This is a genomic window from Streptomyces sp. SN-593, from assembly GCF_016756395.1.
GTDB classification, from domain to species: Bacteria; Actinomycetota; Actinomycetes; order Streptomycetales; family Streptomycetaceae; genus Actinacidiphila; species Actinacidiphila reveromycinica.
This window is the reverse complement of sequence record NZ_AP018365.1, coordinates 720,674-744,546: the sequence shown is the minus strand read 5'-3', so window position 1 is coordinate 744,546 and position 23,873 is coordinate 720,674. Positions and strand designations below refer to the sequence as shown.

Below are 23,873 nucleotides of genomic sequence, written 5' to 3'. Positions count from 1 at the left end.
CGCCCCCGCCGCGTCCGCGCGCCGGCGCGCGGGCGGGCGTCCCCGCCGGCGCCCGCCGGTCGGGTGCGGCCGCCCGACCGGGTCCGACCGGGGGCGGGGGCACCGCGGAACCCGAGCCGTTCACCGTGATAGCTCCGCCCGGAACCGGGGAAGGCAAGGAGCACGGTTGCCGACGGGTGGAGGTCCGGATGAAGGTCGCACTGCTGACCCGGGAGTACCCCCCGGACGTCTACGGCGGGGCCGGTGTGCACGTCGAGTTCCTCGCCCGCGAGCTGCGCCCGCTGGTCGACCTCGACGTGCACTGCTGGGGCGAGGGGAACACCGCGGGCGTCTTCCGCCACCGCGCCCCGGCCGGCCTCGACGGCGCCAACGACGCGCTGCGCACCTTCGCCGTGGACCTCCAGATGTCCGCCGCGCTCGGCGACCGGGACCTGGTGCACTCCCACACCTGGTACGCCAACCTCGCCGGCCACTTCGGCAAGCTCCTGCACGGCATCCCGCACGTGCTCACCGCCCACTCGTTGGAACCGCTGCGCCCGTGGAAGGCCGAGCAGCTCGGCGGCGGCTACGCCCTGTCGAGTTGGGCCGAGCGCACCGCGATGGAGTCGGCCGACGCCGTGGTCGCGGTCTCCGACGGCATGCGCGGCGACATCCTGTCCTGCTACCCGGGCCTCGACCCCGACCGGGTGCACGTGGTGCGCAACGGCATCGACACCACCACCTACCGGGCCGACCCGCGCACCGACGCCCTGGCCCGCCTCGGCATCGACCCGGCCCGGCCCTACGTGCTGTTCGTCGGCCGGATCACCCGGCAGAAGGGCGTGCCGCACCTGCTGCGCGCCGCCCGCGCGATCGATCCCGCCGCGCAACTCGTGCTGTGCGCCGGCGCGCCCGACACCCCCGCGCTGGACCGGGAGTTCCGGTCGCTCTTCGACGAGCTCAGCTCGGTGCGCGACGGGGTGCACTGGATACCGGCGATGCTGCCGCGCCCCGCGGTGGTGCAACTGCTCACCCACGCGGCGGTGTTCGTCTGCCCGTCGGTGTACGAGCCGCTGGGGATCGTCAACCTGGAGGCCATGGCCTGCGGTACGGCGGTGGTCGCCTCGGCGGTCGGCGGCATACCCGAGGTCGTCGAGGACGGCGAGACCGGGCTGCTGGTGCCCTACCGGGAGGGCCACGCCGAGGAGTTCGAGGCCGGTCTGACCCGGGCCCTGGACCGGGTGCTCGGCGACCCGGCGGGCGCGGCGCGCATGGGGGAGGCGGGGCGGCTGCGCGCGGTGCGCGAGTTCGGCTGGGACGCCGTCGCCCGCAGGACCGCGGACCTGTACGAGGCGGTCGCGAAGGCCGGCACCGCCTAGGGCCGGTCCGGCGGATCGTGCCGGTCGAGCTCGCGGGGTCCGGTGCCGTGCATCGCAAGGCGGAGAACCATCCTCGTACCGGGTCGTACATGGATGATTCGACAACGCAGGGAGGTGCGGTGCCGGGCGCCGTGAGCCCGGCAGGGTCCGCCGGACAGGCCCTGGGGCCTGTTGCGGGCGGACGGCGCGGGAGAACGGCCGGCGGCCGCGGATCGGTCCGCGGCACGCGGGCACACGGCTCACGGGAACGGAGGCGGCCGTCCGGCCGGCCCTCCGCGACCGACGACGACGAACAAAGGGGCGCCGATGCGCGGTGGTGGACCTTCGGTCCTTGGCATAGTGCTGGCCGGCGGGGCGGGGAAGCGGCTGATGCCGCTCACCGCGGACCGGGCGAAACCCGCGGTGACCTTCGGCGGGTCGTACCGCCTGGTCGACTTCGTGCTGTCCAACCTGGTCAACGGCGGCATCCTGCGGATCTGCGTGCTCACCCAGTACAAGTCGCACTCTCTGGACCGGCACGTGTCGACGACCTGGCGGATGTCGAACATGCTGGGCAACTACGTGACGCCGGTGCCCGCCCAGCAGCGGCTCGGCCCGCGCTGGTACCTCGGCAGCGCGGACGCGATCCTCCAGTCGCTCAACCTCATCCACGACGAGCAGCCGGACTACGTCGCGGTGTTCGGCGCCGACCACGTCTACCGGATGGACCCGCGGCAGATGCTGGAGCAGCACGCGGAGCACGGTGCGGGCGTCACGGTGGCCGGCATCAAGGTGCCCAGGGCCGACGCCTCCGGCTTCGGCGTGATCACCCCCGGCGCCGACGGGGTGGCGGTCGAACGGTTCCTGGAGAAGCCGGCCGACCCGCCGGGGCTGCCCGGCGACCCCGGGCGGGTCTTCGCCTCGATGGGCAACTACGTCTTCACCACCAAGGCGCTGCTGGAGGCGCTGCACGAGGACGCCGAGGACCCGCAGTCGGTGCACGACATGGGCGGCAGCATCCTGCCCCGGCTGACCGCGCAGGGCGCCGCGCACGTCTACGACTTCGACGCCAACCACGTGCCCGGCGAGACCGCCCGCGACCATGGCTACTGGCGGGACGTGGGCACCCTCGACGCCTACTACGACGCGCACATGGACCTGGTCTCCGACCGGCCCGCCTTCAGCCTCTACAACCGCGACTGGCCGATCCACACCAACCCCGGTTCGCTGCCGCCCGCGAAGATCGCCGCCGGCGGCATCGTGGGGGAGTCCGTGATCAGCCCCGGCTGCGTGGTGCGCGGCCAGGTCACGCGCTCGGTGCTCTCGCCGGGCGTCGTCGTGGACACCGGCGCCGTCGTCCAGGGCTCGGTGCTGCACCACAACGTGCGGGTCGGGCGCGGCGCGATCGTCCGCGGGGCGGTGCTCGACAAGAACGTGGACGTGCCGCCCGGCGCCACCATCGGCGTCAACCCCGAGCGGGACCGCGCGCTGTACACCGTCTCCGAGGCGGGCGTGATCGCGCTGGGCAAGGGCGCCCAGGTCGGCTGATCCGGCGCGGCCCACGGGGCGGCCGCGACCGCGCGCCACCCGGCCGCGGGTTTCCGCCGGACAGGTCCCGGGGCCTGTCCGGCGGATCGTGCCGGTCGGGCGCGCGGTGTCCGGTGCCGTTGCGTCGCAAGGCGGAGAGACGTCCTCGTACCGGGTCGTCCGTGGGTGGTTCGGCAACGCAGGGAGGTGCGGTGCCGGGCGCCTGAGCCCGGCGGGTTCCGCCGGACCGGCCCTAGAGCCCGCGCCCCGCGGAGCCGCGCTCCCGGCGGGCGAGGACGTCGATCATGTCGCTGATCGTGGCCGCGTCCTCGGGGGAGAGGTTGACCGCGCGCAGCGCCATGCTGCGCACGCCCGCGTCCCGCAGCGCGCCGAGCAGTTCGAGCTCCTTGGCGATGGCCGCGCCCTGCTCGTCGTCGAAGAAGTACCCGACGGGGACGTCGAAGAACTGGGCGAGGGCTTCGAGGTGGCGCTTGGTGGGGTTGTCGCGCCGGCCGGTGCGCAACTGCCACAGGTACGTCGCGGAGAAGCTCTCGCCCGTGGCCTCCCGGCAGGCGCGGGCGACCTCCTCGTGGCTGTACGGCTCCCGGTTGGGGCGGCGGACGACACGGAAGAGGGCGTCGATCTTGCCGGCGAGCGTGGAGGTCGGCGCGGGCGGCGGGGCCGCGGGGGACTGCTCGTCGGCGGCGGAACCGCTTCCGGCCGGGGACGCGGCGGCGGTGCCGGCCCGGCGTCCGGCGGCGGACGACACGGCGGAAACACGCTTGTCCATCGTCCGCCTCCCCCCGAGTAGTACCGGCCAGGCCGAGCTGTTCTTCCCCCGGCCTCATCGTAGCCGGTGCTCCCCCGATCCCGGAATGGCCGTCGGCCCTGTGGCCGATGTGAACTGTGTGACGGGACAAAGGCGGGGGTGCCGGTGTGTCCGCCGCCGGGGCCGACTTCCGTGCGTGACACGGACGTCGCTGTCCGTTCGGGCCGCGCGCCCGGCCGCGCCGGCGGAACGCCGAACCGGCCGGGCAAGTCGAATTCCGGCCATGTCGGGGGAACCGGTGGTCAGACCGGGGCCGGCTCCGGTTCGGGCACGTCGGCGGCCACCCGCGCGGCCCGCAGGGCGGGCGGCAGGCTCAGCACGATGCCGCCCAGCGCGAGCAGGCCCATCGCCCACAGCGCTCCGCGCACCCCGAGCCAGTCGCCGAGCACACCGCTGCCCAGCGCGCCGACCAGGCCGGCCGTGGCGACGCACACCTGGAGCGCGGCCATCGCGCGGCCGAGCGTCTCCTCGGACATCGAGGCGACCAGGACGGAGCTGACGGCCACGTTGGCGATCGCGCCGAAGAAGATCGGCAGACCGATGCCCATCGCCGCGCAGAACGCGGCCAGCGGCAGCGGACCGCCGGACAGCGGCAGCAGCAGGCTGCAGATCATGGCGGCGGTGAAGCCGCCCAGCAGCACCCGCCGGGCGTCCCGGCCCGGTGCCAGCACCCGCCCGGCGACGGCGGAGCCCGACAGCCCCATCAGCCCCGACAGCGCGAAGAGCGAGCCGTAGGCGGCGGTCGGCAGGTGGATGACCCGCAGCAGGAACGGTCCGGTCAGCGCGGTGACACCGGCCAGGGCCGCGGCCGGCACCACGATGAACACGCCCAGCGCGCGGTGGAAGCCGTCGCCGGTGAACAGCCGCAGCCCCGCCATCGCGCCGCGCAGCGAGGTGAGCACCGAGGGCGCGGGCCCGCGCGGGACCAGGTCGGTCGAGCGCATGGTGACCAGGGCCGCGGCGCTGAGCAGGTAGCTGGCCACGTCGACGGAGAGCGCGGCGGCCGCGCCGAGCAGCGCGATCGCGGGTCCGGCGAGCAGGCGGCCGACGAGCGCGGCGCCGTACTGCCCGGCCTGGAGCCGGGCGCGGGCGCCGCCGATCCCGTCCGGGCCGACGAGTTGGCGCAGGTGCAGGAAGTACACCGACATGGAGAGCGTGGACGTGGCGCCCATGATGGCGCACAGCAGGCCCAGCCAGAGCAGCGAGACGGCGCCGGCGGCCAGCCCGAGGGCGACGACACCGACGGCCGCCGCGCAGATCAGGTCGAGCAGGATCAGCGCGCGGCGCGGGTGGGCGAGGCGGTCGGCGAGCGCGCCCGCCGGGAAGCCGAGCAGCAGGATCGGCGCGGTCGCGGCGGCGCTGATCAGGCCGATGGCCCCGGCCGAGGCGTTGAGGTGCACCACCGCCACCACCGGCAGCGCGATCGTGGTGAAGACCGAGCCGAACGCGGAGGCGGTCTGCCCGCACCAGTAGAGGTTGACGTCGCGGGTGGCGGCCCAGCCCGCCGAGGCGCCGTCCGGCGGGTCGGCGGCGGGCGCGTCGCCCGTGGGCGACCCGTTCGTTCCGTCGGTCTTCTCCACGCTCATCGGCACCTCACCTGGCCGCTGGGGTACGGGCGTGCGCGCCGCTGAGCGCGTCCACGGTGAACAGCGGGTCGGGCGCGGGGTCCAGCAACTGCGTCAGGAAGAGCAGTATCCCCGCCGAGCCGCTCCACAGGTCCGCGCTGAAGCGCATGAGCTGGTCCCCGAGGAAGCGCACCCCGGTCGGGTGGGGCACCGCGAACTTGAACAGCCCCCGCGCGCCGCGGACCGCGTCGGCCCGGGCGGACCTCTCGCCGGTCAGCCGGGCCTGCTCGGCGAGGGCGAACCCCAGTCCGGCCAGGCCCTGGAAGAGCCCGGACATCGCGGTGTAGGTGGTGCGGGTGGACGCCAGCAGCCGCGGCAGCGCCTGCGCGAGCCGCTCGTCGTCGACGGTCCGCGTGTAGCGGACGACCGCGTGCGCCATCGACGCGGACCCGGAGTACAGGTACGGCAGGCTGCGGCTGTCGGTGGCGGAGATCGGGAAGGCCAGGCCGGGCGCGTCGGGGTCGGTGGCGCGGTCGAGTTCGGCGTGCAGCAGCCGGACGCCGCGCTCCAGTCCGTCGTCCGACCCGGTGACGGCGGCGAGCTGCTGGAGCATCAGCGCGATGCCGGTCCGGCCGTGCATGAGGCCGGTGGCGTCGTCGGCGCCGAGCAGCGGTGCGAGGCCGGCGTCGGACGGCAGCGCCGCCGCGAGTTCGGCCGCGCGCTCGACGTGCGCGGCGTCGCGGGTGTGGCCGTACACCGCCAGGTGGGCGAGGGCGAGGCCGGAGCTGCCGCCGAAGAGCGTCGCGGAGGCGCCCGAGGTGATCAGCGGGTGGCGGTCCGCGGCGGCGAGCAGGTCCCGCGCCTCGTCCAGCAGCCCGTGGTCGGCCAGCACCCAGGCGATGCCGGCGGTGCCGGCCATCAGTCCGGGGCCCAGGCGGTCGATCCGGTCGAAGGCGTCGGTGCGCAGGCGCTCCAGCGCGCCGTCCGGCAGGGCGCGCCCGGCGCGGGTCAGGGCGTGCAGGACACCGGCGGAACCGTAGGCCAGGCACTGGGTGTTGGTGCGGTAGCCGTCGGCGATGGTGGGGAACACCCGGTCGGGATGGTCCGGTTCGGCCATCGCGACCAGCGCGTCCGCGGTGCGGTCGCGCAGGTCGGCGAGGTGCCGCAGCGGGTCGGCGGCCACCTCCTCGGGCGAGGGTAGGGGGAGCGCGCCGTCCGCCGCGGCGCGCGGCGGGTGGAACCGCACCGCCTTCTGCCACAGCGGCTCCGGCAGCGGCGCCCGCTCCAGCAGTTCGCCGCGCAGGTGCGCGAGCGCGTCGGGGTTGCGCCGCGCCGACTGGTGGAAGGGGCCGAGGAGCAGCAGGGCCAGGCCGGCCAGCCCGAAGTCGTCGTGGATCCGCCGGTCGTCGCCCACGAGTTCGGGCGGCGGGGAGTAGCCCGGGGTGCCCATCACCAGGATCTCGTCGGCGTCCGCGCGCTGGGCGGCCTCGAAGTCCACCAGTCGGACGCTGTCGTCCTCGCCGACCATCACGTTGCCGGGGCTGACGTCCACGAAGAGGTAGCCGGCGGCGTGCAGCCGCTCCAGCGCGCTCTCCACCCGTTCGAGCAGCTTCTCGCAGCGGGCGTAGTAGTCGTCGAACTCGTGGGGCAGCCGGCCGGTGCCGAGCATCGGCTGGTGGGCGACCATCCAGCGCTGGAGGGTCTCGCCCTCGATGAACTCGGTGACGAGGTAGTCGTGTTCCCACTCGTGGAAGAGCTCCAGCGGCTGCGGGGCGAGGCCGGGGGCCGCGGCGTGCAGGGCGGTCAGCGTGTGGTGCTCGGACCGCAACTGGTCGGGTGCGGTGCGCTCGCCGTGGGCCACGCCGGTGTGCGCGCGGGCCTCCTTGATGAAGACCTGGCGGCCGGTGGCCAGTTCCCGCGCCCGGTAGGTGCCGCCGGCGTTGGAGAACTGGAGGGCCTCCTCGAAGGTGTACCCGTGGAAGGTCACCGGCTCCGTGCGGGGGGTGCCGGCCTTCCGGCGGGGGGCCGCGGCCTTCGTGCCCGCCGCGGCGGGGCGGCGCTTGACGAAGGGGTCGACCACTCCCTCCGGCAGGTGGAAGGAGACGCCGCGGTGGTCCTCCTCCACCACGCCGTCCGGGCGGCGCAGCAGCATGGTGTAGGTGCCGTCGGCGTTGACGCGGTCGCGCGGCAGGTAGGCGCCGTACCGGTAGTGGACGGTGCGCGAGTCGCGGTAGCGCCGGTCGGTGAGGACGAACGGTCCCTGTTCGCCGTCGAGTTCGGTGCGCAGCCGCTCCATGAGCGCGCGGGCGGCCTCGACGTCGGTGGGATAGGCGGCGACGAACTTGCCGCTCTGCTGCCGCGCGGCCTGCTTGTGGTGCATCCACCAGTAGGCGAGCGAGCAGGACATGTGCTTGAAGGCGACGTCCTGTTCGAAGCAGACGGCGGCCACGGTGTCGAGGACGTGCTGCTGGCGGCCGGGCCGCGCGGACACGTGCACCTTCCAGCCGTCCTCGACACCGCGCAACTGCCGGCCCCGGTGCCACATCGTCCAGATCCCGGACTCCGTCCCGGCCCAGCCGTCCGGCACCCCCGCGGGCCGGTAGACCTCGCCGCGGTCGCGGGCGGTCTCCAGCGGTGCGTAGAACTCCTTGTCCGCGACGACGTAAAGGAACGGGATCATGGGGCCTCTCCGGTGCTGGGTCGACGGTGCGGCGGCGGTGCGGACGTCAGCAGCAGGAGATCAGGCTGGTCGCGCTCGTCGAGCCGATGACGTTGTCGGCGAAGGAGGTCTGCACGCCCATCTCCTGGAGGTCCAGCGGGTTGGCGACGTGCGCCTCGACCTCGGACTCGCCGTCGGCCGCTTCGGGGGCGGTCTGCTCGTCGTCGGGCACTGCGGAGGAAGCGGGGTCCACGGGATCGGCCATGGTGTCTCCTGTCGGGTCCGGGCGCCCGGCACGGCCGGCCGGGCCGCGCGGGTGCGAAACGACGAGTGGGTGGCGCGCCGCATCGGCACGCCACCCACACGGGTAGCTCAGGCGCAGGCGGCCAGGCTGACCGTGCTGCCGGGGGCCTCGAGCCCGCTCACGCCCATCTCCTGGAGGTCGAGGGCCTCGGAGTGCGCCTCCACCTCGTTCTCGGTCTCGGCGGTGGTGTCCTCGTTGGTGGGGTCGACGGCGTCAGCCATGATCGTCTCCTCGTCTCAGCGGATGTGAAGCGTTGCTCGGACATCCCAAACGCTAGGCGGGGTCGATTCGGAACCGGTCTACCCGCGGTATGGGGGCGGTATCGTCGCAGGTGGAAAAGGTGTTGACGGCAACTCGCGCGGCGCGGAGGGACGTTGCCGTGTTCACCCGGGCCGCATCCTTTGATATAAGTCATCCGCCGGATGTCATTCATCTCAGCTCACGATCCGCTCCCGGGTCCGTCGGTGGGAAAGGTGAAACCAGAGATGGCCGAACCACTGCACGACAGCCTGCGGCTCACCGTCCTCGGCCCCCTGTCCGTCGGAACCGCCGAGGGCCCCTTCCCGCTCGGTCCGCTCAAGCAGCGGCTGCTGCTGGCGATGCTGCTGCTGCGTGCCAACACCCCCGTGTCGCTGGACCTGTTGACCGACACCTTGTGGGACGGCCGACCCCCGCGCACCGCGCGCAAGAACATCCAGGTCTACATCTCCGCGCTGCGCAAACTGCTGGACCGGGCCGGCGCCGGCGAGCGCCTCGCGCACCACGCAGGCGGCTACCTGATGCGGGTGCGCGACGACGAACTGGACGTGCTGCGTTTCCGGCACCTGGCCAGGGGCGCCCGCGAGGCCACGGCGCAGGGCGCCCTGGGCCCCGCGTCCCGGATGCTGCGCGAGGCGCTCGGGCTGTGGCAGGAACTCCCGCTGCGCGAGCTGCGGTTCTCCCCCGCCGTCAGGTCCGAGGCCGAGCGGCTCGACAGCCGCTACGTCCAGGTCTACGAGGACTGGGCCGAGGTGGAGCTGCGCCTCGGCCGGGCCACCGAGGTCGCCGAGACCGTAGGGGACCTGGTCGAGCGGCACCCGGAGCGGGAGCGGCTCAGGGCGGTGCAGATGACCGCGCTGTTCGACCAGGGCCGGCAGACCGAGGCGCTCGCCGCCTACGCGGCGCTGCGCCAGCTCCTCGCCGCGGAGTACGGACTCCAGCCCAGCGCCGCCCTGGAGACGCTCTACCGGTCGATCCTCGACGGCGGCCCGCAGCAACCCGGCAGCTCCCTCGGCCCGCTGGGCGCCGCCGGCCCGAGGGCCGCGGCGCGCCGTCCCGGCGGTGTCCTGGGTACCGTCCTCCCGCAGGACCTCGCCGACTTCACCGGCCGCGAGCGGCACCTGCGGGACCTGACCGGCCTGCTGGCCGGCGAGCGGCGCCTGACACTGCTCACCGGCCCGGTCGGCACCGGCAAGACCGCGCTCGCGGTGCACGCGGCGCACCGGCTCGCCGCGGAGTTCCCCGACGGGCGCGTGCTGCTGCGGATGCGCGACGAGGACGGCCGGCCGCGCACGGCCGCCTCGCTGGTGGCCGAGCTGGCCCGGATGGCCGACCTTCCGGAGCCGGCCCGCACGGCCGACCTGCCCGGGGCGGCGCCCGGGGCCGGGGTCCGCCGGGCCGGCGCCCAGGAGGCCGGCACCGAGGAGGCGGCCGCCGCGTGGCGGACCTGGCTGGAGCCGCGGCGGGTACTGCTGGTGCTGGACGACGCGGCCGACGAGGGCTCCGTACGGCCCCTCGTGCCGGACACCGGCGGCAGCGCCGTCCTGGTCACGTCCCGCGCCCAGCTCGCGGGCCTGGCGTCGGCGAACCGGCTGGACCTGGCGGCCTTCGACCGGTCCGAGAGCCTCGAACTGCTCGGCCGGATCGTCGGCCACGACCGGCTGCGGTCCTGTCCGGCGTCGGCCGAACAGATCGTGGCCGCCACGGGCATGCTGCCGCTCGCCGTCCGGGTCAGCGGCCTGAAGCTCGCGGTACGCCGCTACCTGCCGCTGGGCGAGTACGCCGCCCGGCTGGCCGACGGCAGGACGGTGCTGGACGAACTGGTCGCCGGGGACACCGACGTGCGGCCCCGGCTGGACAGCGGGTGGAACGACCTGCCGACGGCCGACCGGACCACGCTCTGCCTGCTCGCGGAGCTGCCGGAGGGGCCCTTCACGCTGCGTCAGGCCGCCGAAGCGCTCACCTGCGACCAGGACCGCGCCCTGCACAAGCTGGAGTCCCTGATGGACGCTGGCGCGCTGATCGCGCCGGACTGCGAGGTCACCGCGCACGCCGCGCACTACGAACTCCCGCGGCTGACCCAGGTGTACGCGCGGGAACAGGCCCTGCAACACGTCCAGCCGCTGCCAAGGGCCACCGCCTGAGCCGGCGGCACTGCCTGAGCCGGCGGCAGCGCCTGGGCCGGCGGCAGCGCTTGGGCCGGCGGCAGCGCCCGAGGGGGCCGCGCCGCCCGAACCGGCCGCGCGCCACTGCCGACCGTCCGCGGCTGCGCCGGCCGCCCGGACCCTCCCCGAGGCGGCCGTTCGGACCACCGCCGGAGCCGGCGCCCGCGCCGCCCTCCGAGCCGGCGCCCGGACCGCCCTCCGGACCGCCGCCCGGACCGCCGCCCGGGCCGGCGCCGGAGCCCTGCGGAAGCGGCCTCGCGCGGGCCCGGGCGAGGCCGGCGCCGGAGCCCTGCGGAAGCGGCCTCGCGCGGGCCTCGGGAAGGGGCACCGCGGGACCGCCGGACGGGCCTTCGCGGGGGCGGCCGCGACCGGTTCCGCACCGCCGCGCGCGACACCTCCAGGGGCCAACGGTGTCCCGGGCCCCGACCTGCGGATTTACCGCTTCCATACCGTTTCCTACCCCGCCTCGAACCGCCCCCGCCGACACTTCGGAAGGACGATGAGGAGCGTGCGATGGAACTCGCCGAACTGATGACGCAGCGCCCGCTGCCGGGTGCGGGGCTGCTCCTGACCGTCACCGGCCGCTGCCCCCTGCACTGCGCGCACTGCTCCACCTCCGCGACCATGGCCTCGGGCGAGCCGGACGCGGCGCGGCTGCGGTCCTTCGTCGGCACCTTCACGCCCGCGGCGCACCCGTCCGTGCTGATGATGACCGGCGGCGAACCGCTGCTGCGCCCGGAGCTGGTCACCGAACTGGCCGCGACGGCGCGCGCGGCGGGCACCCGGACCGCGCTGCTCACCGGCGCCTTCTTCGCCGGCCGGGCGGACCGCCCCGGGCACCCCGGGCAGGTCGCGGCCGTGCCCGAGCGGATCTGGCGGGCCGTCACGGCCGTGGACCACTTCTCGGTGAGCGTCGACGCCTACCACGAGCGCGAGACCGGCCGCGCCCCCGTGTTCGCCCTCGTCCGGCGGGTCCTGGACGCCGGCGTCGCCGCCAGCTTCCACCTGGTCGGCAGCGGCGCGGACGACCCGTACCTCGCCGATGTCACCGCCGACATCCGGCGCACCTTCGGCTCCCGCGTCCCGATGCTGGTCAACTCGCTGCGCCGGGTGGGGCGCGCGGCCTCCTGGGCCGCCGCGGACACCGCCTCGCCCGACCCCGAGCGCGCGCTGCCCTGCTCGATGGCCGCGTGGCCGGTGGTCGCGGCCGACGGCACCGTCGTCGCCTGCTGCAACCAGGCGGTCGTGGACCGCAGACCCGCCCCCGCCCACCTGACCCTCGGCCACATCGGCACCGACGACTGGGAGTCGATCAGCGCCCGCGCGGTCCGGTCGCCGGTGCTGCGGATGATCAGGACCGTCGGCCCCGCCCACCTCCGGCACCGCTACGGCGCCGCCGACGAGGCGGCCCCGCGTCCGGGCTACTGCGACGGCTGCCGCGCGCTCGCCGAGCGGCCCGAGGTGCTGGCCGCGGCGACCGCCGCCGGCGCCGGGCCCGTCGGCGCCCTGCTGGACCGGTACGCCGCCCGCGGCCAGGCCGAGGCCGGCGCCGTGGCGCTGGTCCGGCGGCACGGCTGCGCTCCCTACGCCGACCTGGTCGCGCTCCACGGAGCGGCACGGTGACTGCCGGCACGGCGGTCCCGGCCGGTACGGCGCTGAGCGCCCGGCTGCTGCTGACCGCGCCGGCGGTGCGGGCGGCCACCACGGCCATGTGGCGGGCACCGGGCCTGGCCCGGCGCTACGGCCGCTACCTGGAGGACATGCACGGCCTGATCCGCGCGTCCGTCCCGCTGATGCAGCGCGCGGCGTCCCGCTGCGCGGACCTCGGCGACGCGGTCGGTGCCCCGCTCGCGGCGTACCTGCGCGTCCACGTCGAGGAGGAACGCGGCCACGACGACTGGCTGCTCGACGACATCGCCGCGCTGGGCGGGGACCCCGCGGCCGTACGCGACCGGCAGCCGTCGCCCGCCGTCGCCCGGCTGGCCGGCGCCCAGTACTACTGGATCGAGCACCATCACCCCGTCGCGCTGCTCGGCTACATCGCCGTGCTGGAGAGCAACGCGCCCGCGCCCTGGCTGGCCGACGAGATCGCCGCCGCCGGAGTGCCCGAGGCGGCGCTGCGCACCGTACGCGGGCACGCCGAACTGGACACCGGGCACACCGCCGAGCTGTTCGCACTGCTCGACGGGCTGCCGCTCGACCCGCCCCTGGTGAACGCGGTCGTGATGAGCGCGCTGCACACCGTGGACGGACTCGTGGAGCTGTTCGCGCACATCGGCCGGGCAGCGCAGCAGGATCACTCCAGGGAAAGGACCCACACCTCATGACCGACGGGGCGGCGCAGGGCCGGGACGACGGCGGGACCGGACGGAGCGGGGAGGGCGGCCGACCGGCCGACGACACCCTGGACGTGCTCCGGGCACACGGGTTCGGCGTCGCCGAACTCACCGAGGAGCAGCAGGAGGTGCTGCGCGGGCTGAGCGCCGAGGAACTGTCGGTGATGCTCGACATCAAGGCGCGGTTGGACGAGGTCGGACCCGAGGTACAGGCCCACAGCGAGATCGCCGGCGGCGCGCTCTTCTGAGCCGCTCCACGACCAGCGGGAAGGGACACGACCATGCGCTGCGCTGCGTGCGACGCCGAACTGCCGTCCGAGGCGCGCTTCTGCCCGTCCTGCGGCACCCCGGCCGCCTCCAAACCGGCGGGTGTGCCGCAGGAGGAGCGCAAGGTCGTGACCGTGGTCTTCTGCGACCTGGTGGGCTCCACGGCGCTGTCGGGGGTGCTCGACCCGGAGACGCTGCGGACGGTGGTGCTGCGCTACTTCGACCGGATGCGCGAGTGCCTGGAGGAGTTCGGCGGCACCGTCGAGAAGTTCATCGGCGACGCCGTGATGGCGGTCTTCGGCGTGCCGGTGACCCACGAGGACGACGCGGCCCGCGCCCTCGCGGCCGGCCTGGCCATGCTGGAGGCCGTCCAGCGGCTCAACGACACCGAGCTGGGCCCCTCGCTCGGCATCCGGATCGGGGTGCGGATCGGCATCAACACCGGGCCGGTGGTCACCGCGTCGGACGTGTCGTCGCGCCAGGCGCTGGTGTCGGGCGAGACGGTCAACGTCGCGGCCCGGCTGGAGCAGAACGCGGGCGAGGGCGAGGTGCTGATCGGTCCGGAGAGCCTCCGGGCCGCCGGCGCCCGCGCGCTGACGGAGCCGGTCGGGCCGCTGCTGCTCAAGGGCAAGGAGGACGCGGTCTCCGCCTACCGGTTGCTCGCGGTGGTCGAGGAGGAGCCCGAGGTTACCCGCCGCTTCGACGTGCCCTTCGTCGGGCGGGACCGCCAACTGGACGCCCTGCGCGAGGCGTTGGCCGCGGCGGCGGAAAGGGACGGCCGCGGCCCGAACCTGGTCACCGTGTTCGGCGAGGCCGGCATGGGCAAGACCCGGCTGATCCACGAGTGGCGCAAGCAGTCCGGCGGTGCCTTCGCGTACGGCTCGGGCCGCTGCCGGCCGTACGGGGAGCGCGGCAGCCTGGCGCCGCTCGCCGAGGCCGTCCGCCAACTCCTCGACGAGTTCCCGGAGATCAGGCTGCTCCCGGACGCGCGGGGCGGTGACGGGCCGGACGGACCCGGCGGCCCGGCGGCCGGCGCGGGCGGGCACGGGGACGGGGACACGCGGGGGGCCGGGGCCGCGGCCGAGGACGCCGCGGAAGGCGACGAGGTCGGCGCCGCGCTGGCCGTGCTCTCGGCCGGACTGCTGGAGGACGGCACCCCCAACCCGTCGACCGACGACACCTGCGCGGCCCTGACCGGCCTGCTGGCCGTACTGGCGCGCCGCCGGCCGGTCGTGCTGGTGCTGGACGACCTGCACTGGGCGAGCGACCCCCTGCTGGCCATGGTCACCGCGCTGCGTGCCGAACTCGCCTCGGCCGGGGTGCTGTTCGTGTGCGCGGCCCGACCCGACCTCGCCGACCGCCACGCCGGGTGGGGCGGCCCGGGCGCGCGGGCGCTGACCCTGCCGGGCCTGACCACCCCGCAGGCCGAGGCCGTGGCCGAAGCGCTGACCGAGGTCGGCGCGCACTGGGACGGCGCGGCGTCCCCGGACCGGTCCGGGCCCCGGGCCGCCCGGCCCCGCCGGCGTACGGGCGTGCCGCCGCAGGTGCTGGAGTCCGCGGGCGGCAACCCGTTCTACCTCGAACAGCTCATCGCCGCGCTCACCCAGCCGGACTCCGGCTACCGGCCGGACGGCGGCGGCGACCTGCCGACCACCCTCCAGGCGCTGCTCGGCGCGCGGATCGGCGCGCTCGGCCGGGCGGAGCGCGCCGCGCTCGACATCGCGGCCGTCGCCGGCCGGGAGTTCACCGCGGACGAGGTGGCGGACCTGGTCGCCGGGGACCCCGAAGGCGCCCCCGGCGGCGCGCTGCACGACGGGACGCGGCCGGAAGCCGGCGGGCCCGCGCCGCGCCCGCCGCTGAACGGCCCGGTCGGCGCGGCACTCGCCCGGCTCGGCCGGCACCGCCTGCTGTCGCCCGCGGACCGGCCGCGCCCGGGCACCTACCCGTTGCGCTTCAGCAGCGGGCTCGTCCACGAGGTCACCTACCAGTCGATGGCCAAGCGGACCCGGGCCGAGCGCCACGAACACGCGGCCCTCGCGCTGTCCGAACGCCTGGCGGCCGCGACCCGTCCGGCCAACGCGGCCGCGCCCGGGGGAGGTTCGGGTGCCGCCGGGGGTCCGGCAGGAGCGGGGGACGGTCCGGCGGGGCGCAATGCGGTGTCCGGGGGCGGGTCGGGGAGCCCGGCCGGAGCCGTCAACGCCTCTGCGTCCGGGGGAAGTCCGAGCGCCGCCACGGGGCAGGCGAGTAGGCTGTCGGAGGTGTTGGCGGAGCCGGGGGCGGTGGTCGGCGGTGCGCCGGGGAGTCCGGTCGCGGCGGCCGGCGGCGCGCTGTCCGGGGGGCCTTCGACGGCCGCCGCCATGGCCGCGTACGCGGTGGCGGGCCCGGCCGCGGTGGCCGGTGCCGCGCCGCTCGCGGGCACGCCGGGCCGGGCCGATCCGGCGCCGGGGGCCGCGCGGGTCGCACCGCCGTCCGGGTCGGCGGGGCGAGGTGCCTCCGCCGAGGGCCTCGCGGCGGTGGCCGCGCACCTGGAGCGCGCCTACCGCTACCGCGCCGAGCTGGGCGTGCTCGGCCCGCACACCGAGGAACTGCGGCTGCGCGCCGTACGGTTGCTGATCGACGCCGGTTCCAGGGCACTGGCCCGCTCCGACCTGGCGTGGGCCGCGGGACTGCTGGAGCGCGCCGTCGAACTCGCCGCCGAGGGAGAGCCGGAGTGGGCGGCCGCCGCCCGGCGGCTCGGCGACGTCCTGCTGGCGACAGGCCGTACGGACGAGGGCCGGGCGCTGCTGCTCCAGGTGCTCGACGCCGCGGACGCCGGCCCGCGGGACGCGGTCCGCCCGGTGGAGGCCGCGCACGCGCGCCTGGCCCTGGCCGCGGTGTCCGCGGCGCCCGACGGGAGCAGCGCGGGCACCGTCGCCCAGTGGGCGCTGCCAGTGTTCGAGGGCGCGGGCGACGACCTCGGGCAGGCGCGGGCGTGCATCAGGATCGCGCAGGACCGCCAGTCGCACGGCAGCCACGTCGCCGCGGACGACCTGCTCTCGCGGGCGCTGGCGCACGCGCGCCGGGCCGGCGCGGAGCCGGAACGGGCCCTGGCACTCGGCGCGATCGGGATCTCGCTGTGGCGCGGCCCCGAACCGGTGTCCTCCGCGGTAGCCCGCAGCCGCGCCCTCCTGGCCGAGCACGGCGAGCAGCGCCCCACCGTACGGCTGACCCTGAACTGCCCGCTGGCGGTGCTGCTCGCGCTCCAGGAGCGGTGGGAGGAGGCCGACGCGTGCCTGGCCCGCTCCCGGCGGCTGGCCGGCGAACTGGGCTACGCCGAGGGCCGCGTGGTGCTCCCGCTGTTCGCCGCCACGGTGGCCGCGCTCGCGGACGACCGCGACCGGGCGCTGCACCTGCTCGACGAGGCCGACGGCGCCGCCGCCGGCCTCCAGGCCGGCGGCCTGCGCGGCGTGGTCGCCCGGGAGTCGGCACGGCTGCTGCTGGACGCCGGCCGGGTGGAGGACGCGGTGGCCCGCCTCACCGAGGTGCCCGGCGGCGCGACCGCCGGCGCCGGCGAGGCCGCCTCGGACACCGCCGACCTCGACGGCCTCCTCGCCCGGATCGCCGCGGCGCGCGGCAACGCCGAGGAGGCCGAGACGCTGGCCGCCCGCGCGGTGCACACCGCCTCCGGCACCGACTCGCCCGTGCTGATCGCCGTCGCCTGGCTGGACCGCGCCGACGTGCTGCGCCGGTCCGGCCGGGCCGAGGACGCCCGGCAGGCCGCCGCCCAGGCCGCCCGGCAGTTCGCGGCCAAGGGCCACCTGCCCGGCGCGCGCCAGGCGGCCCGGTGGCAGCAGGAGCCGGCATGAGCCGCCCGCCGCCGCCCGGCCGACCCCGCCGGCCCGCGCGGCCGGCCCCCGCACCGCACACGCGACCACGCCAGAACGCGAGAGGCTGCTGCTGAATGAGAACCGCCGAGCAGGGCACAGGGCCCGGACTCACCTGGAGTCTGCGCGGCAAGCACCCCGAGGACGTGCTGGTCGCCGCCGACGGCGAGGCGCCCGCGCCCGACCGGGGCTGGGCCGACGCGCTCGGCACCGGGGTGCGGGTGTGCGTGGTCGACTCCGGGGTGGAGGACGACCACCCGCTGATCGGCCGGGTCGACGGCTCCTGGACGGTCCGCAAGGACGAGTCGGGGACCAGCGTGGTGGAGACCGAGCCCACCGACTCGTGCGGCCACGGCACCGCCTGCGCCGGCATCATCCGCAGGACCGCGCCGGAGTGCGAGCTGTACAGCGTGCAGGTGCTCGGCAAGGGGTTCGGCGGCACCGGGGACGTGCTGCTGGCCGGGCTGCGCTGGGCGATCCGGCAGGGCTTCGACGTGATCAACCTCAGCCTGTCCACCACGCGCCCGCAGTTCGCGGAGGAGCTGCGGGTCCTCGCCGACGAGGCGTACTTCCGCGGCACGGCGATCGTCGCCTCCGCGCACAACACGCCGGTGGAGAGCTTCCCCTGGCGCTTCGCGTCCGTGATCTCCGTCGGCAGCCACCAGGAGGACGACCCCGAGCTGCACCTGTACAACCCGAGCCCCCCGGTGGAGTTCTTCGCCCCCGGCCAGAACGTCCAGGTGGCGTGGCTCGGCGGGGGGACGATCAGGACCACGGGCAACAGCTTCGCCACGCCCTACATCGCCGGGCTGTGCGCCCGCATCCTGTCCCGGCACCGCCGGATGACGACCTTCCAGCTCAAGAACGCGCTCTACCTTTCCGCGGCAAACGTCCAACTGGGCATCAGGGGTGCTTCGTGACACAGAGCAACGCAGAGACGGATCCGCTCTCCCAGGAGCTGATGCAGTCGGTGGTCGACACCGCCCGGGCCATCTTCGGCGCCCAGGCCAGCTCGGTGTTCCTGCTCGACGAGGAGGCCCACGAGCTGGTCTTCCAGGCCGTCTCGGGCCAGGGCGAGAGCTTCCTGGTGGGGCGGAGGTTCCCGGCCGAGAGCGGGATCGCCGGCTGGGTCGTCTCCTCCGGGGAGCCCATGATCATCGACGACCTGTCCCACAACTCCTCCTTCAATCGGGACTTCGCCGAGTCCACGGAGTTCGTCCCCGACTCGCTGATGGCAGCGCCGCTCACGCACGGCGACCGGGTGCTCGGCGTGCTGGAGGTCCTCGACCCGGTGCCGCAGTCCCGGTCGAGCCTGAGCGAGCTGGACCTGCTGGCGCTCTTCGCCCGGCACGCGGCGGCCGCGCTGCGGGTGGTCGTGGACCGCGCGCGGCCCGCGGACGCCGGCTCGCTGGGCGGCGACGGGCGCGCCGCGGCGCTGCGCATGGCCGAGGACCTGCGCAGGCTCCTGGAGACCTCCTCCTGACCCCCGGCCGGGGCGGTGCCCGCTCCCCGCGACCCGGGGCGCGGGGCCGCGGTGCGCCGCCCCGGCACGGGTCACCCCCCGCCCAGGTCCTGCCCGCCGGACAGGGCCTGGGGCCCGGTCACGGCACCCAGTTGAACGTGTCGGGGTCCGGTCCGGTGCGCTCGCCGCGGTCCAGCGCGGCGATCCCGGCGACGTCCTCCGGCGTCAGCTCGAAGTCGAAGAGCCGGATGTTCTCCTCCACGCGCGAGCGCGTCACCGACTTGGGGAAGACGATGTCGCCGCGTTGCAGGGCCCAGCGCAGCGTCACCTGCGCGGGCGTGCGGTCCACCCGCTCGGCGATCGCGGTTATCACCGGGTCGTGCAGCACCTTGCCCTTGGCGATCGGCGACCACGCCTCGGTGGCGATGCCGTGGTCGGCGTTGAAGGCGCGCAGCTCGTCCTGCACGAGATAGGGGTGCACCTCGATCTGGTTGACCGCGGGCACCACCGAGGTCTCCTCGAACAGCCGCCGGAGGTGGGCGGCCTGGAAGTTGGAGACGCCGATCGCCTTGACCCGGCCGGAGCGGTAGATCTCCTCCATCGCCCGCCAGGTCTCGGTGTAGTCGCCGACCGCGGGCATCGGCCAGTGCACGAGGAACAGGTCCAGGTACTCCATGCCGAGGTCGTCCAGGCTGCGGGTGAACGCGGTGAGCGCGTCGCCGTAGGCGTGGAACCCGTTGTTGAGCTTGCTGGTCACGAAGACGTCGGAGCGGTCCAGGCCCGACGCCCGGACGGCCTGCCCGACCTCCTTCTCGTTGCCGTACATCTCGGCGGTGTCGATGTGCCGGTAGCCGGTCTCCAGCGCGGCGAGCACCGACTCCCCGGTGTCCTTCGGCTCGATCTGGAACGTTCCGAAGCCGAGCTGCGGGATCGGCACGCCGTTGTTCAGCGTGATGTCCGGGATGGTGGGCGCTGAGGTCATGGGCGCGACTTCCTTGCGTGTAGGCGGTCGGCGGATGCTCGTGGGTGCCCCCCGTACCCACCGTAACGGCAGGCGCGCGCGGCGGCCCGCCGGCGGCCCGCGGCCCGCCCGCCGCCGCCGGGACCGCGCCCCGCCACCGACGCGCGGCCCTCTCGACGCGCCCGGCGGGCCGGGGCGCGCGATGATCGGAGGGTGAGGCGGATCGGCGGCGGAACGGGTGTGCCCGAACTCGAACCCGAGGTGTTCGACCGGGCCATCGTCGCCGTCGCGCTCACCGCCGGCGCCGATCACCGCCTCGTCTACGTCAACGAGGCGTTCCGCGCCCTGTTCGGCCCCCGGGAGCTGGGCGCGCGGGCCGCCGACGTGTTCACCGAGCCCAACGCCGCCCGCTTCCTGAAGATGCTCGACCAGGTGTACCTGGACCGGGCCGCCCGCCAGGTCACCGAGTCCCGCACCACCGAGGGCACCGCGCCCGGCGCGCCCGGCCGCCGCCACTTCGTCTACAGCTGCTCGCCGGTGGTCTCCCGGTTCGGCCCCGGGGTGCTGGCCGTGGCGGTCGACACCACCCCGCAGGTGGACGCGGTCGAGGCCGCCCAGCTGCTGTCCGGACAGCGGCAGAAGGCGCTCCAGCGGTACGAGGCGCTGATGTCCGCGGTCACCCAGATCGTGTGGCTGATGAAACCGAACGGCGACATCATCGAGCTGGTCGGCGGCTTCGAGGAGTTCACCGGCATCCCGTGGCGGCCGGTGATCGACCAGGAGTGGCTGTCGGCGGTGCACCCGCACGACCGGCACCGCCTGGTGCAGACCTGGACCGAGGCGTACGAGGGCACCCCGTCGCTGTTCGTGTGCACCTTCCGGATGCGGACCGCGTCCGGGGAGTACCGGCACGTGCAGTCCCGGGCGGTGCCCATCGAGCGCGGCGGGGAACTGGTGGAGTGGATCGGTGCGACCGCCGACGTGGAGGACCAGTGGCGCAACCGGCTGCGCGAGCGGCTGCTGGCCCGGGTCACCACGGTCACCGGCGCCGACGACGTGCCCGACGCGTTCGCCGCCGTCGCCGCCGCGGTGGTGCCGGACCTGACCGACGTCTGCGCGGTCTTCATGCTGCCCGCCCCGGGGGTCGGCGGCCCGCTGACCGCCGTCCGCGTCGCGTCCACCGCCCGCTCCGGGCTGCCGGCCCTGCCCCCGCTGAGCAACGAGCCGTACCTGGTGGGCTCGGTCGCCCAGCAGGTCATCGAGAGCCGCCGCCCCAGGCTGCTGACCTTCCCCACCGGCGATCCGCCGGACAGCGTGCTGTCGGAGATGTCCAGGCGGTGGCTGCGCGCCGCGCGCGCCACCAGCCTGACCTTCGTGCCGATCGTGATCGAGTCGTCCGTGGTGGCGTTCGCCTGCGCGGCGAGCTGCGCCGACGGCCCGCCGCCCGGTCAGGCCGACCTCGCGCTGCTGCGCGAGATCCTGCACGAGGCACGCGAGCCGCTGCGGCAGGCGGTGGAGCTCCAGCGCACCCGGCACACCGCGCTCACCCTCCAGCGCGCGCTGCTGACACCCACCCCGAGGGTGCCCGGCGCCGAACTGGCCGCGCACTACCAGCCGGCCAGCAAGACCGCCGAGATCGGCGGCGACTGGTACGACGCCCTGCTGCTGCCCGACGGGACCGTCACCCTCACCATCGGCGACATCGCCGGCCACGACCTGGACGCCGCCACCTCGATGAGCCAGTTGCGCAGCATGCTCCGGGTGATCGCCTACGACCAGGACCACCCGAACAGCCCGGCCGAGAGCCTGTCCCAGCTCGACCGGGTGGTGGACGGGCTGAAGATCGCGCCGCTGGTCACGGTGGTGCACGCCAACCTGGTGCCGCGTCCCGGCGGCCGCTGGCACGTCGCGTGGTCCAACGCCGGCCACCCGCCGCCGCTGCTGCTGCCCGCCTCCGGCGAGCCGCGCTACCTCCTCGGCGAGGGTCCCGACCTGCCGCTGTGCGTGGCGCCCTCGATGCCCCGCGCCACCTGGCACCACGAACTGGAGAACGGCGACACCCTGCTGCTGTACACCGACGGCCTGATCGAGGTGCCGGGCACCGACCTCGGCGAGGGCATGACGACGCTCGCCCGGATCGCCCGGGCCGCCCGCGCGGAGGGACTGACGCTCGCCCAGATCTGCGCCCAGATGCTGTCCGGCGTCGGCAACCGCCGTGACGACGCCGCCGTGATCGGCTTCCGCCCGATCAACCAGGGCGGCACCCGCGGCGCCGCGTGGGGCGGCCGGCTCCTGGCCTGAGCGGGGGCGGCTCCCGGCCCGGCGGATGGCCGGCTCGCGGCCCTCGCGGCCCTCGCGGCCCTCGCGGTCTGTGTGGTGGCGGGTGGCGGCTGCCGGCCCGGGCGGCGGCGCGGCCGTTCCTACGCCCGGGTCGCCATCAGCACGCCCATGCACACCATCACCACGGCGATCACCGCGTCGAGCACCTGCCAGGAGCCGGGCCGGGCGAAGGGGCGGCGCAGCAGCCGCGCGCCGAAGCCGAGCCCGGTGAACCACATCGTGCTCGCCGCGGCGGCGCCCGCCCCGAACAGCCAGCGCGCGTGGCCGTAGCTGTTGGCGACCGAGCCGACCAGCAGGACCGTGTCCAGGTAGACGTGCGGGTTGAGCCAGGTCATCGCCAGGCAGGTGAGGACGGCGGCCCGGGCGGAGGCACCCGCACCGTCCGCCGCGGTGAGCCGCTCGGGGCGCAGCGCCCGGCGGGCGGCGAGCACGCCGTACGTCACCAGGAAGGCCGCGCCCAGCCACGCGCTGACCGTCAGCGCGGCCGGCCAGCGCCGTACCACCGTGCCGATCCCGCCGACGCCCGCGGAGATCAGCACGATGTCGGAGACGGCGCAGATCACGACGACCGCCGGGACGTGCTGGCGGAGGATGCCCTGGCGGAGCACGAACGCGTTCTGGGCACCGATGACCACCAGCAGGGACAGGCCGGTGCCGAGGCCCGCCAGGACGGCGAGGAGAGCTGCGTGCATGCGACGAGGCTAGGGGCCCGACGATCTTGCAGGCCAGCTCATGATTCTTAGGTAGCATGAGGAATTCTTCACGTGCCTTCTCCGGGACCCGTGCCGGGACCGGCGCTTTCGAAGGAAGGAGCGCGGCAGATGCCGGGACTTCCGCTGGACCAGGTGCGGACGCTGCTCGCCGCCGTGGACGAGGGCACGTTCGAGGCGGCCGCCGAAGCCCTGCACGTCACCCCGTCCGCGGTGAGCCAGCGGGTCAAGGCGCTGGAGCAGCGCACCGGGCGGGTGCTGCTGCTGCGGACCAAGCCGGTCCGGCCGACCCCCTCCGGCGAGGTGGTGATCCGCTTCGGGCGGCAGCTCGCGCGCCTGGAGCTCGACGCCGGCGCCGAACTCGGCCTCGGCGACGCGCTCGGCCCCGCCACCCTGCCGATCGCGGTCAACGCCGACTCGCTGGCGACCTGGTTCCTGCCCGCCCTGGCCGAGGCCGCCGCCGACCGGGACGTCCTCTTCGACCTGCACCGCGACGACGAGGACCACACCGCGGCGCTGCTGCGCCAGGGCCGGGTGATGGCCGCCGTCACCTCCTCGCCCCACGCCGTGCAGGGCTGCTCGGTCCGGGCGCTCGGCCGGATGCGCTACCGGGCGATGGCCGCGCCGCGGTTCGTCGCCCGCTGGCTCGCCGGCCGGCCGCTGCGCGAGGCGCTGCCGGACGCGCCGGCGATCGTCTTCGACCGCAAGGACGAACTCCAGGACCGGTTCCTGCGCGGGCTCGCCCCGCGGCGGGCGCGCGCCGCCACGCGCGCCCGGCACTGCATGCCCTCGTCCGAGGCGTTCCTCGACGCGGTCGCCGCCGGGCTGGGATGGGGCATGATCCCCGACATGCAGGCGGGCCCGCACCTCGCGGCGGGCACCCTCGTGGAACTCGCCGCCCGGCGCCCGGTGGACGTGCCGTTGTACTGGCAGCAGTGGAAGCTCGACTCGCCGGACCTGGCCGCGGTCGCCGAGGCGGTGTACGGGGCCGCCGCGCGCGAGTTGGCGCCGCCGGTGCCCGAACCGCCGCCCGCGCGGCGGGGCGGGCGGGGCCCGACCGGGCCGGGTGCGGCGGCGGGCTGACCCGGACGGGCCGGGTGCGGCGGGCTGACCCGGAGGGAGCCGGCCCGGGAGGAACCGACCCCGACGGCCGTTTCCCCCGGCCCCGGTCCGCGTGCCGGCACGCCAGGGCCGGGGTCCCGACCTCGACCTTGGCCCCGACCCCGACCCCGGCGCGTCCCGCACGGGCGCGGAGCCCGCCGGCGCGACGTCCCCCGCTCCCGTACGGAT

18 protein-coding genes are annotated in these 23,873 nt (G+C 75.6%); 11 read left to right on the top strand and 7 right to left on the bottom strand.

Features of this window, described 5'->3' with window-relative positions; genetic code table 11:
* Positions 1-188 precede the first annotated feature (188 nt).
* Both glgA and glgC read left to right on the top strand, forming a co-directional pair.
* The gene (glgA, locus tag RVR_RS03150) at positions 189-1,358 is read left to right on the top strand and encodes a glycogen synthase (RefSeq protein WP_202232375.1); all 1,170 of its coding nucleotides are present in this window, start codon (positions 189-191) and stop codon (positions 1,356-1,358) included.
* A gap of 306 nt (positions 1,359-1,664) precedes the next feature.
* The gene (gene glgC, locus RVR_RS03145) at positions 1,665-2,885 is read left to right on the top strand and encodes a glucose-1-phosphate adenylyltransferase (RefSeq protein ID WP_202232374.1); all 1,221 of its coding nucleotides are present in this window, start codon (positions 1,665-1,667) and stop codon (positions 2,883-2,885) included.
* A 232-nt stretch (positions 2,886-3,117) separates the two neighbouring features.
* Here glgC and RVR_RS03140 read toward each other — a convergent pair whose 3' ends face one another.
* The 5 genes from RVR_RS03140 to RVR_RS03120 form a co-directional block, all read right to left on the bottom strand.
* Complete coding sequence (locus RVR_RS03140) at positions 3,118-3,654, bottom strand: helix-turn-helix domain-containing protein (RefSeq protein ID WP_202232373.1); 537 nt, start codon at positions 3,652-3,654, stop codon at positions 3,118-3,120.
* A 281-nt stretch (positions 3,655-3,935) separates the two neighbouring features.
* Positions 3,936-5,279, bottom strand: a complete 1,344-nt coding sequence (locus tag RVR_RS03135; RefSeq protein ID WP_202232372.1) for an MFS transporter — start codon at positions 5,277-5,279, stop codon at positions 3,936-3,938.
* Positions 5,280-5,286: 7 nt separating this feature from the next.
* The gene (lanKC, locus tag RVR_RS03130; RefSeq protein WP_202232371.1) at positions 5,287-7,938 is read right to left on the bottom strand and encodes a class III lanthionine synthetase LanKC; all 2,652 of its coding nucleotides are present in this window, start codon (positions 7,936-7,938) and stop codon (positions 5,287-5,289) included.
* A 46-nt stretch (positions 7,939-7,984) separates the two neighbouring features.
* Positions 7,985-8,182: a hypothetical protein gene (locus RVR_RS03125; RefSeq protein ID WP_202232370.1), complete on the bottom strand. Its 198-nt coding sequence runs from the start codon at positions 8,180-8,182 to the stop codon at positions 7,985-7,987.
* A 107-nt stretch (positions 8,183-8,289) separates the two neighbouring features.
* Entirely contained in the window at positions 8,290-8,442 is a 153-nt protein-coding gene (locus tag RVR_RS03120; RefSeq protein WP_202232369.1) for a hypothetical protein, read from the bottom strand.
* A 264-nt stretch (positions 8,443-8,706) separates the two neighbouring features.
* Here RVR_RS03120 and RVR_RS03115 point away from each other — a divergent pair, with 264 nt between their 5' ends.
* The 7 genes from RVR_RS03115 (at position 8,707) to RVR_RS03085 (ending at position 18,593) form a co-directional block, all read left to right on the top strand.
* On the top strand, positions 8,707-10,623 hold the full coding sequence (locus RVR_RS03115) for an AfsR/SARP family transcriptional regulator (RefSeq protein WP_202232363.1): 1,917 nt from the start codon (positions 8,707-8,709) through the stop codon (positions 10,621-10,623).
* 534 nt (positions 10,624-11,157) lie between these two features.
* Entirely contained in the window at positions 11,158-12,267 is a 1,110-nt protein-coding gene (locus RVR_RS03110; RefSeq protein ID WP_202232361.1) for a radical SAM family protein, read from the top strand.
* Positions 12,264-12,971 (top strand): iron-containing redox enzyme family protein, encoded by a 708-nt coding sequence (locus RVR_RS03105; protein WP_237404541.1) that lies wholly within the window; start codon positions 12,264-12,266, stop codon positions 12,969-12,971. The genes RVR_RS03110 and RVR_RS03105 overlap by 4 nt, the downstream gene beginning before the upstream one ends.
* Complete coding sequence (locus RVR_RS03100; protein ID WP_237404540.1) at positions 12,968-13,228, top strand: aroma-sacti cluster domain-containing protein; 261 nt, start codon at positions 12,968-12,970, stop codon at positions 13,226-13,228. The genes RVR_RS03105 and RVR_RS03100 overlap by 4 nt, the downstream gene beginning before the upstream one ends.
* A 33-nt stretch (positions 13,229-13,261) precedes the next feature.
* Positions 13,262-17,092 (top strand): adenylate/guanylate cyclase domain-containing protein, encoded by a 3,831-nt coding sequence (locus RVR_RS37300; RefSeq protein ID WP_237404539.1) that lies wholly within the window; start codon positions 13,262-13,264, stop codon positions 17,090-17,092.
* A 95-nt stretch (positions 17,093-17,187) separates the two neighbouring features.
* Complete coding sequence (locus tag RVR_RS03090) at positions 17,188-18,030, top strand: S8 family peptidase (protein ID WP_202232349.1); 843 nt, start codon at positions 17,188-17,190, stop codon at positions 18,028-18,030.
* A gap of 41 nt (positions 18,031-18,071) precedes the next feature.
* Complete coding sequence (locus RVR_RS03085) at positions 18,072-18,593, top strand: GAF domain-containing protein (protein WP_202238347.1); 522 nt, start codon at positions 18,072-18,074, stop codon at positions 18,591-18,593.
* Positions 18,594-18,711: 118 nt separating this feature from the next.
* Here RVR_RS03085 and RVR_RS03080 read toward each other — a convergent pair whose 3' ends face one another.
* Positions 18,712-19,554 carry an aldo/keto reductase gene (locus tag RVR_RS03080; RefSeq protein ID WP_202232347.1) on the bottom strand — a complete coding sequence of 281 codons (843 nt, stop codon included), beginning with the start codon at positions 19,552-19,554 and terminating at the stop codon, positions 18,712-18,714.
* Positions 19,555-19,746: 192 nt separating this feature from the next.
* On the opposite strand from RVR_RS03080, the gene RVR_RS03075 reads away from it, so the two are divergent.
* Positions 19,747-21,834, top strand: a complete 2,088-nt coding sequence (locus RVR_RS03075) for a SpoIIE family protein phosphatase (RefSeq protein WP_202232345.1) — start codon at positions 19,747-19,749, stop codon at positions 21,832-21,834.
* Positions 21,835-21,953: 119 nt separating this feature from the next.
* Here RVR_RS03075 and RVR_RS03070 read toward each other — a convergent pair whose 3' ends face one another.
* Positions 21,954-22,565: a LysE/ArgO family amino acid transporter gene (locus RVR_RS03070; RefSeq protein WP_202232343.1), complete on the bottom strand. Its 612-nt coding sequence runs from the start codon at positions 22,563-22,565 to the stop codon at positions 21,954-21,956.
* Positions 22,566-22,694: 129 nt separating this feature from the next.
* Between RVR_RS03070 and RVR_RS03065 the strand changes: the two genes are divergently transcribed.
* Positions 22,695-23,666, top strand: a complete 972-nt coding sequence (locus RVR_RS03065; protein ID WP_202232341.1) for a LysR family transcriptional regulator ArgP — start codon at positions 22,695-22,697, stop codon at positions 23,664-23,666.
* Positions 23,667-23,873: the final 207 nt, after the last annotated feature.

What these genes read in the sequence shown, in the direction of transcription:
- RVR_RS03110 (WP_202232361.1), top strand. Translation starts at nt 11,158, where the DNA reads ATGGAACTCGCCGAACTGATGACGCAGCGCCCGCTGCCGGGTGCGGGG.
- RVR_RS03100 (WP_237404540.1), top strand. Translation starts at nt 12,968, where the DNA reads ATGACCGACGGGGCGGCGCAGGGCCGGGACGACGGCGGGACCGGACGG.
- RVR_RS03080 (WP_202232347.1), bottom strand. Translation starts at nt 19,554, where the DNA reads ATGACCTCAGCGCCCACCATCCCGGACATCACGCTGAACAACGGCGTG.
- RVR_RS03090 (WP_202232349.1), top strand. Translation starts at nt 17,188, where the DNA reads ATGAGAACCGCCGAGCAGGGCACAGGGCCCGGACTCACCTGGAGTCTG.
- glgA (WP_202232375.1), top strand. Translation starts at nt 189, where the DNA reads ATGAAGGTCGCACTGCTGACCCGGGAGTACCCCCCGGACGTCTACGGC.
- RVR_RS03115 (WP_202232363.1), top strand. Translation starts at nt 8,707, where the DNA reads ATGGCCGAACCACTGCACGACAGCCTGCGGCTCACCGTCCTCGGCCCC.
- RVR_RS03125 (WP_202232370.1), bottom strand. Translation starts at nt 8,182, where the DNA reads ATGGCCGATCCCGTGGACCCCGCTTCCTCCGCAGTGCCCGACGACGAG.
- RVR_RS03135 (WP_202232372.1), bottom strand. Translation starts at nt 5,279, where the DNA reads ATGAGCGTGGAGAAGACCGACGGAACGAACGGGTCGCCCACGGGCGAC.
- lanKC (WP_202232371.1), bottom strand. Translation starts at nt 7,938, where the DNA reads ATGATCCCGTTCCTTTACGTCGTCGCGGACAAGGAGTTCTACGCACCG.
- RVR_RS03065 (WP_202232341.1), top strand. Translation starts at nt 22,695, where the DNA reads ATGCCGGGACTTCCGCTGGACCAGGTGCGGACGCTGCTCGCCGCCGTG.
- RVR_RS03085 (WP_202238347.1), top strand. Translation starts at nt 18,072, where the DNA reads ATGCAGTCGGTGGTCGACACCGCCCGGGCCATCTTCGGCGCCCAGGCC.
- RVR_RS37300 (WP_237404539.1), top strand. Translation starts at nt 13,262, where the DNA reads ATGCGCTGCGCTGCGTGCGACGCCGAACTGCCGTCCGAGGCGCGCTTC.
- RVR_RS03070 (WP_202232343.1), bottom strand. Translation starts at nt 22,565, where the DNA reads ATGCACGCAGCTCTCCTCGCCGTCCTGGCGGGCCTCGGCACCGGCCTG.
- RVR_RS03140 (WP_202232373.1), bottom strand. Translation starts at nt 3,654, where the DNA reads ATGGACAAGCGTGTTTCCGCCGTGTCGTCCGCCGCCGGACGCCGGGCC.
- glgC (WP_202232374.1), top strand. Translation starts at nt 1,665, where the DNA reads ATGCGCGGTGGTGGACCTTCGGTCCTTGGCATAGTGCTGGCCGGCGGG.
- RVR_RS03120 (WP_202232369.1), bottom strand. Translation starts at nt 8,442, where the DNA reads ATGGCTGACGCCGTCGACCCCACCAACGAGGACACCACCGCCGAGACC.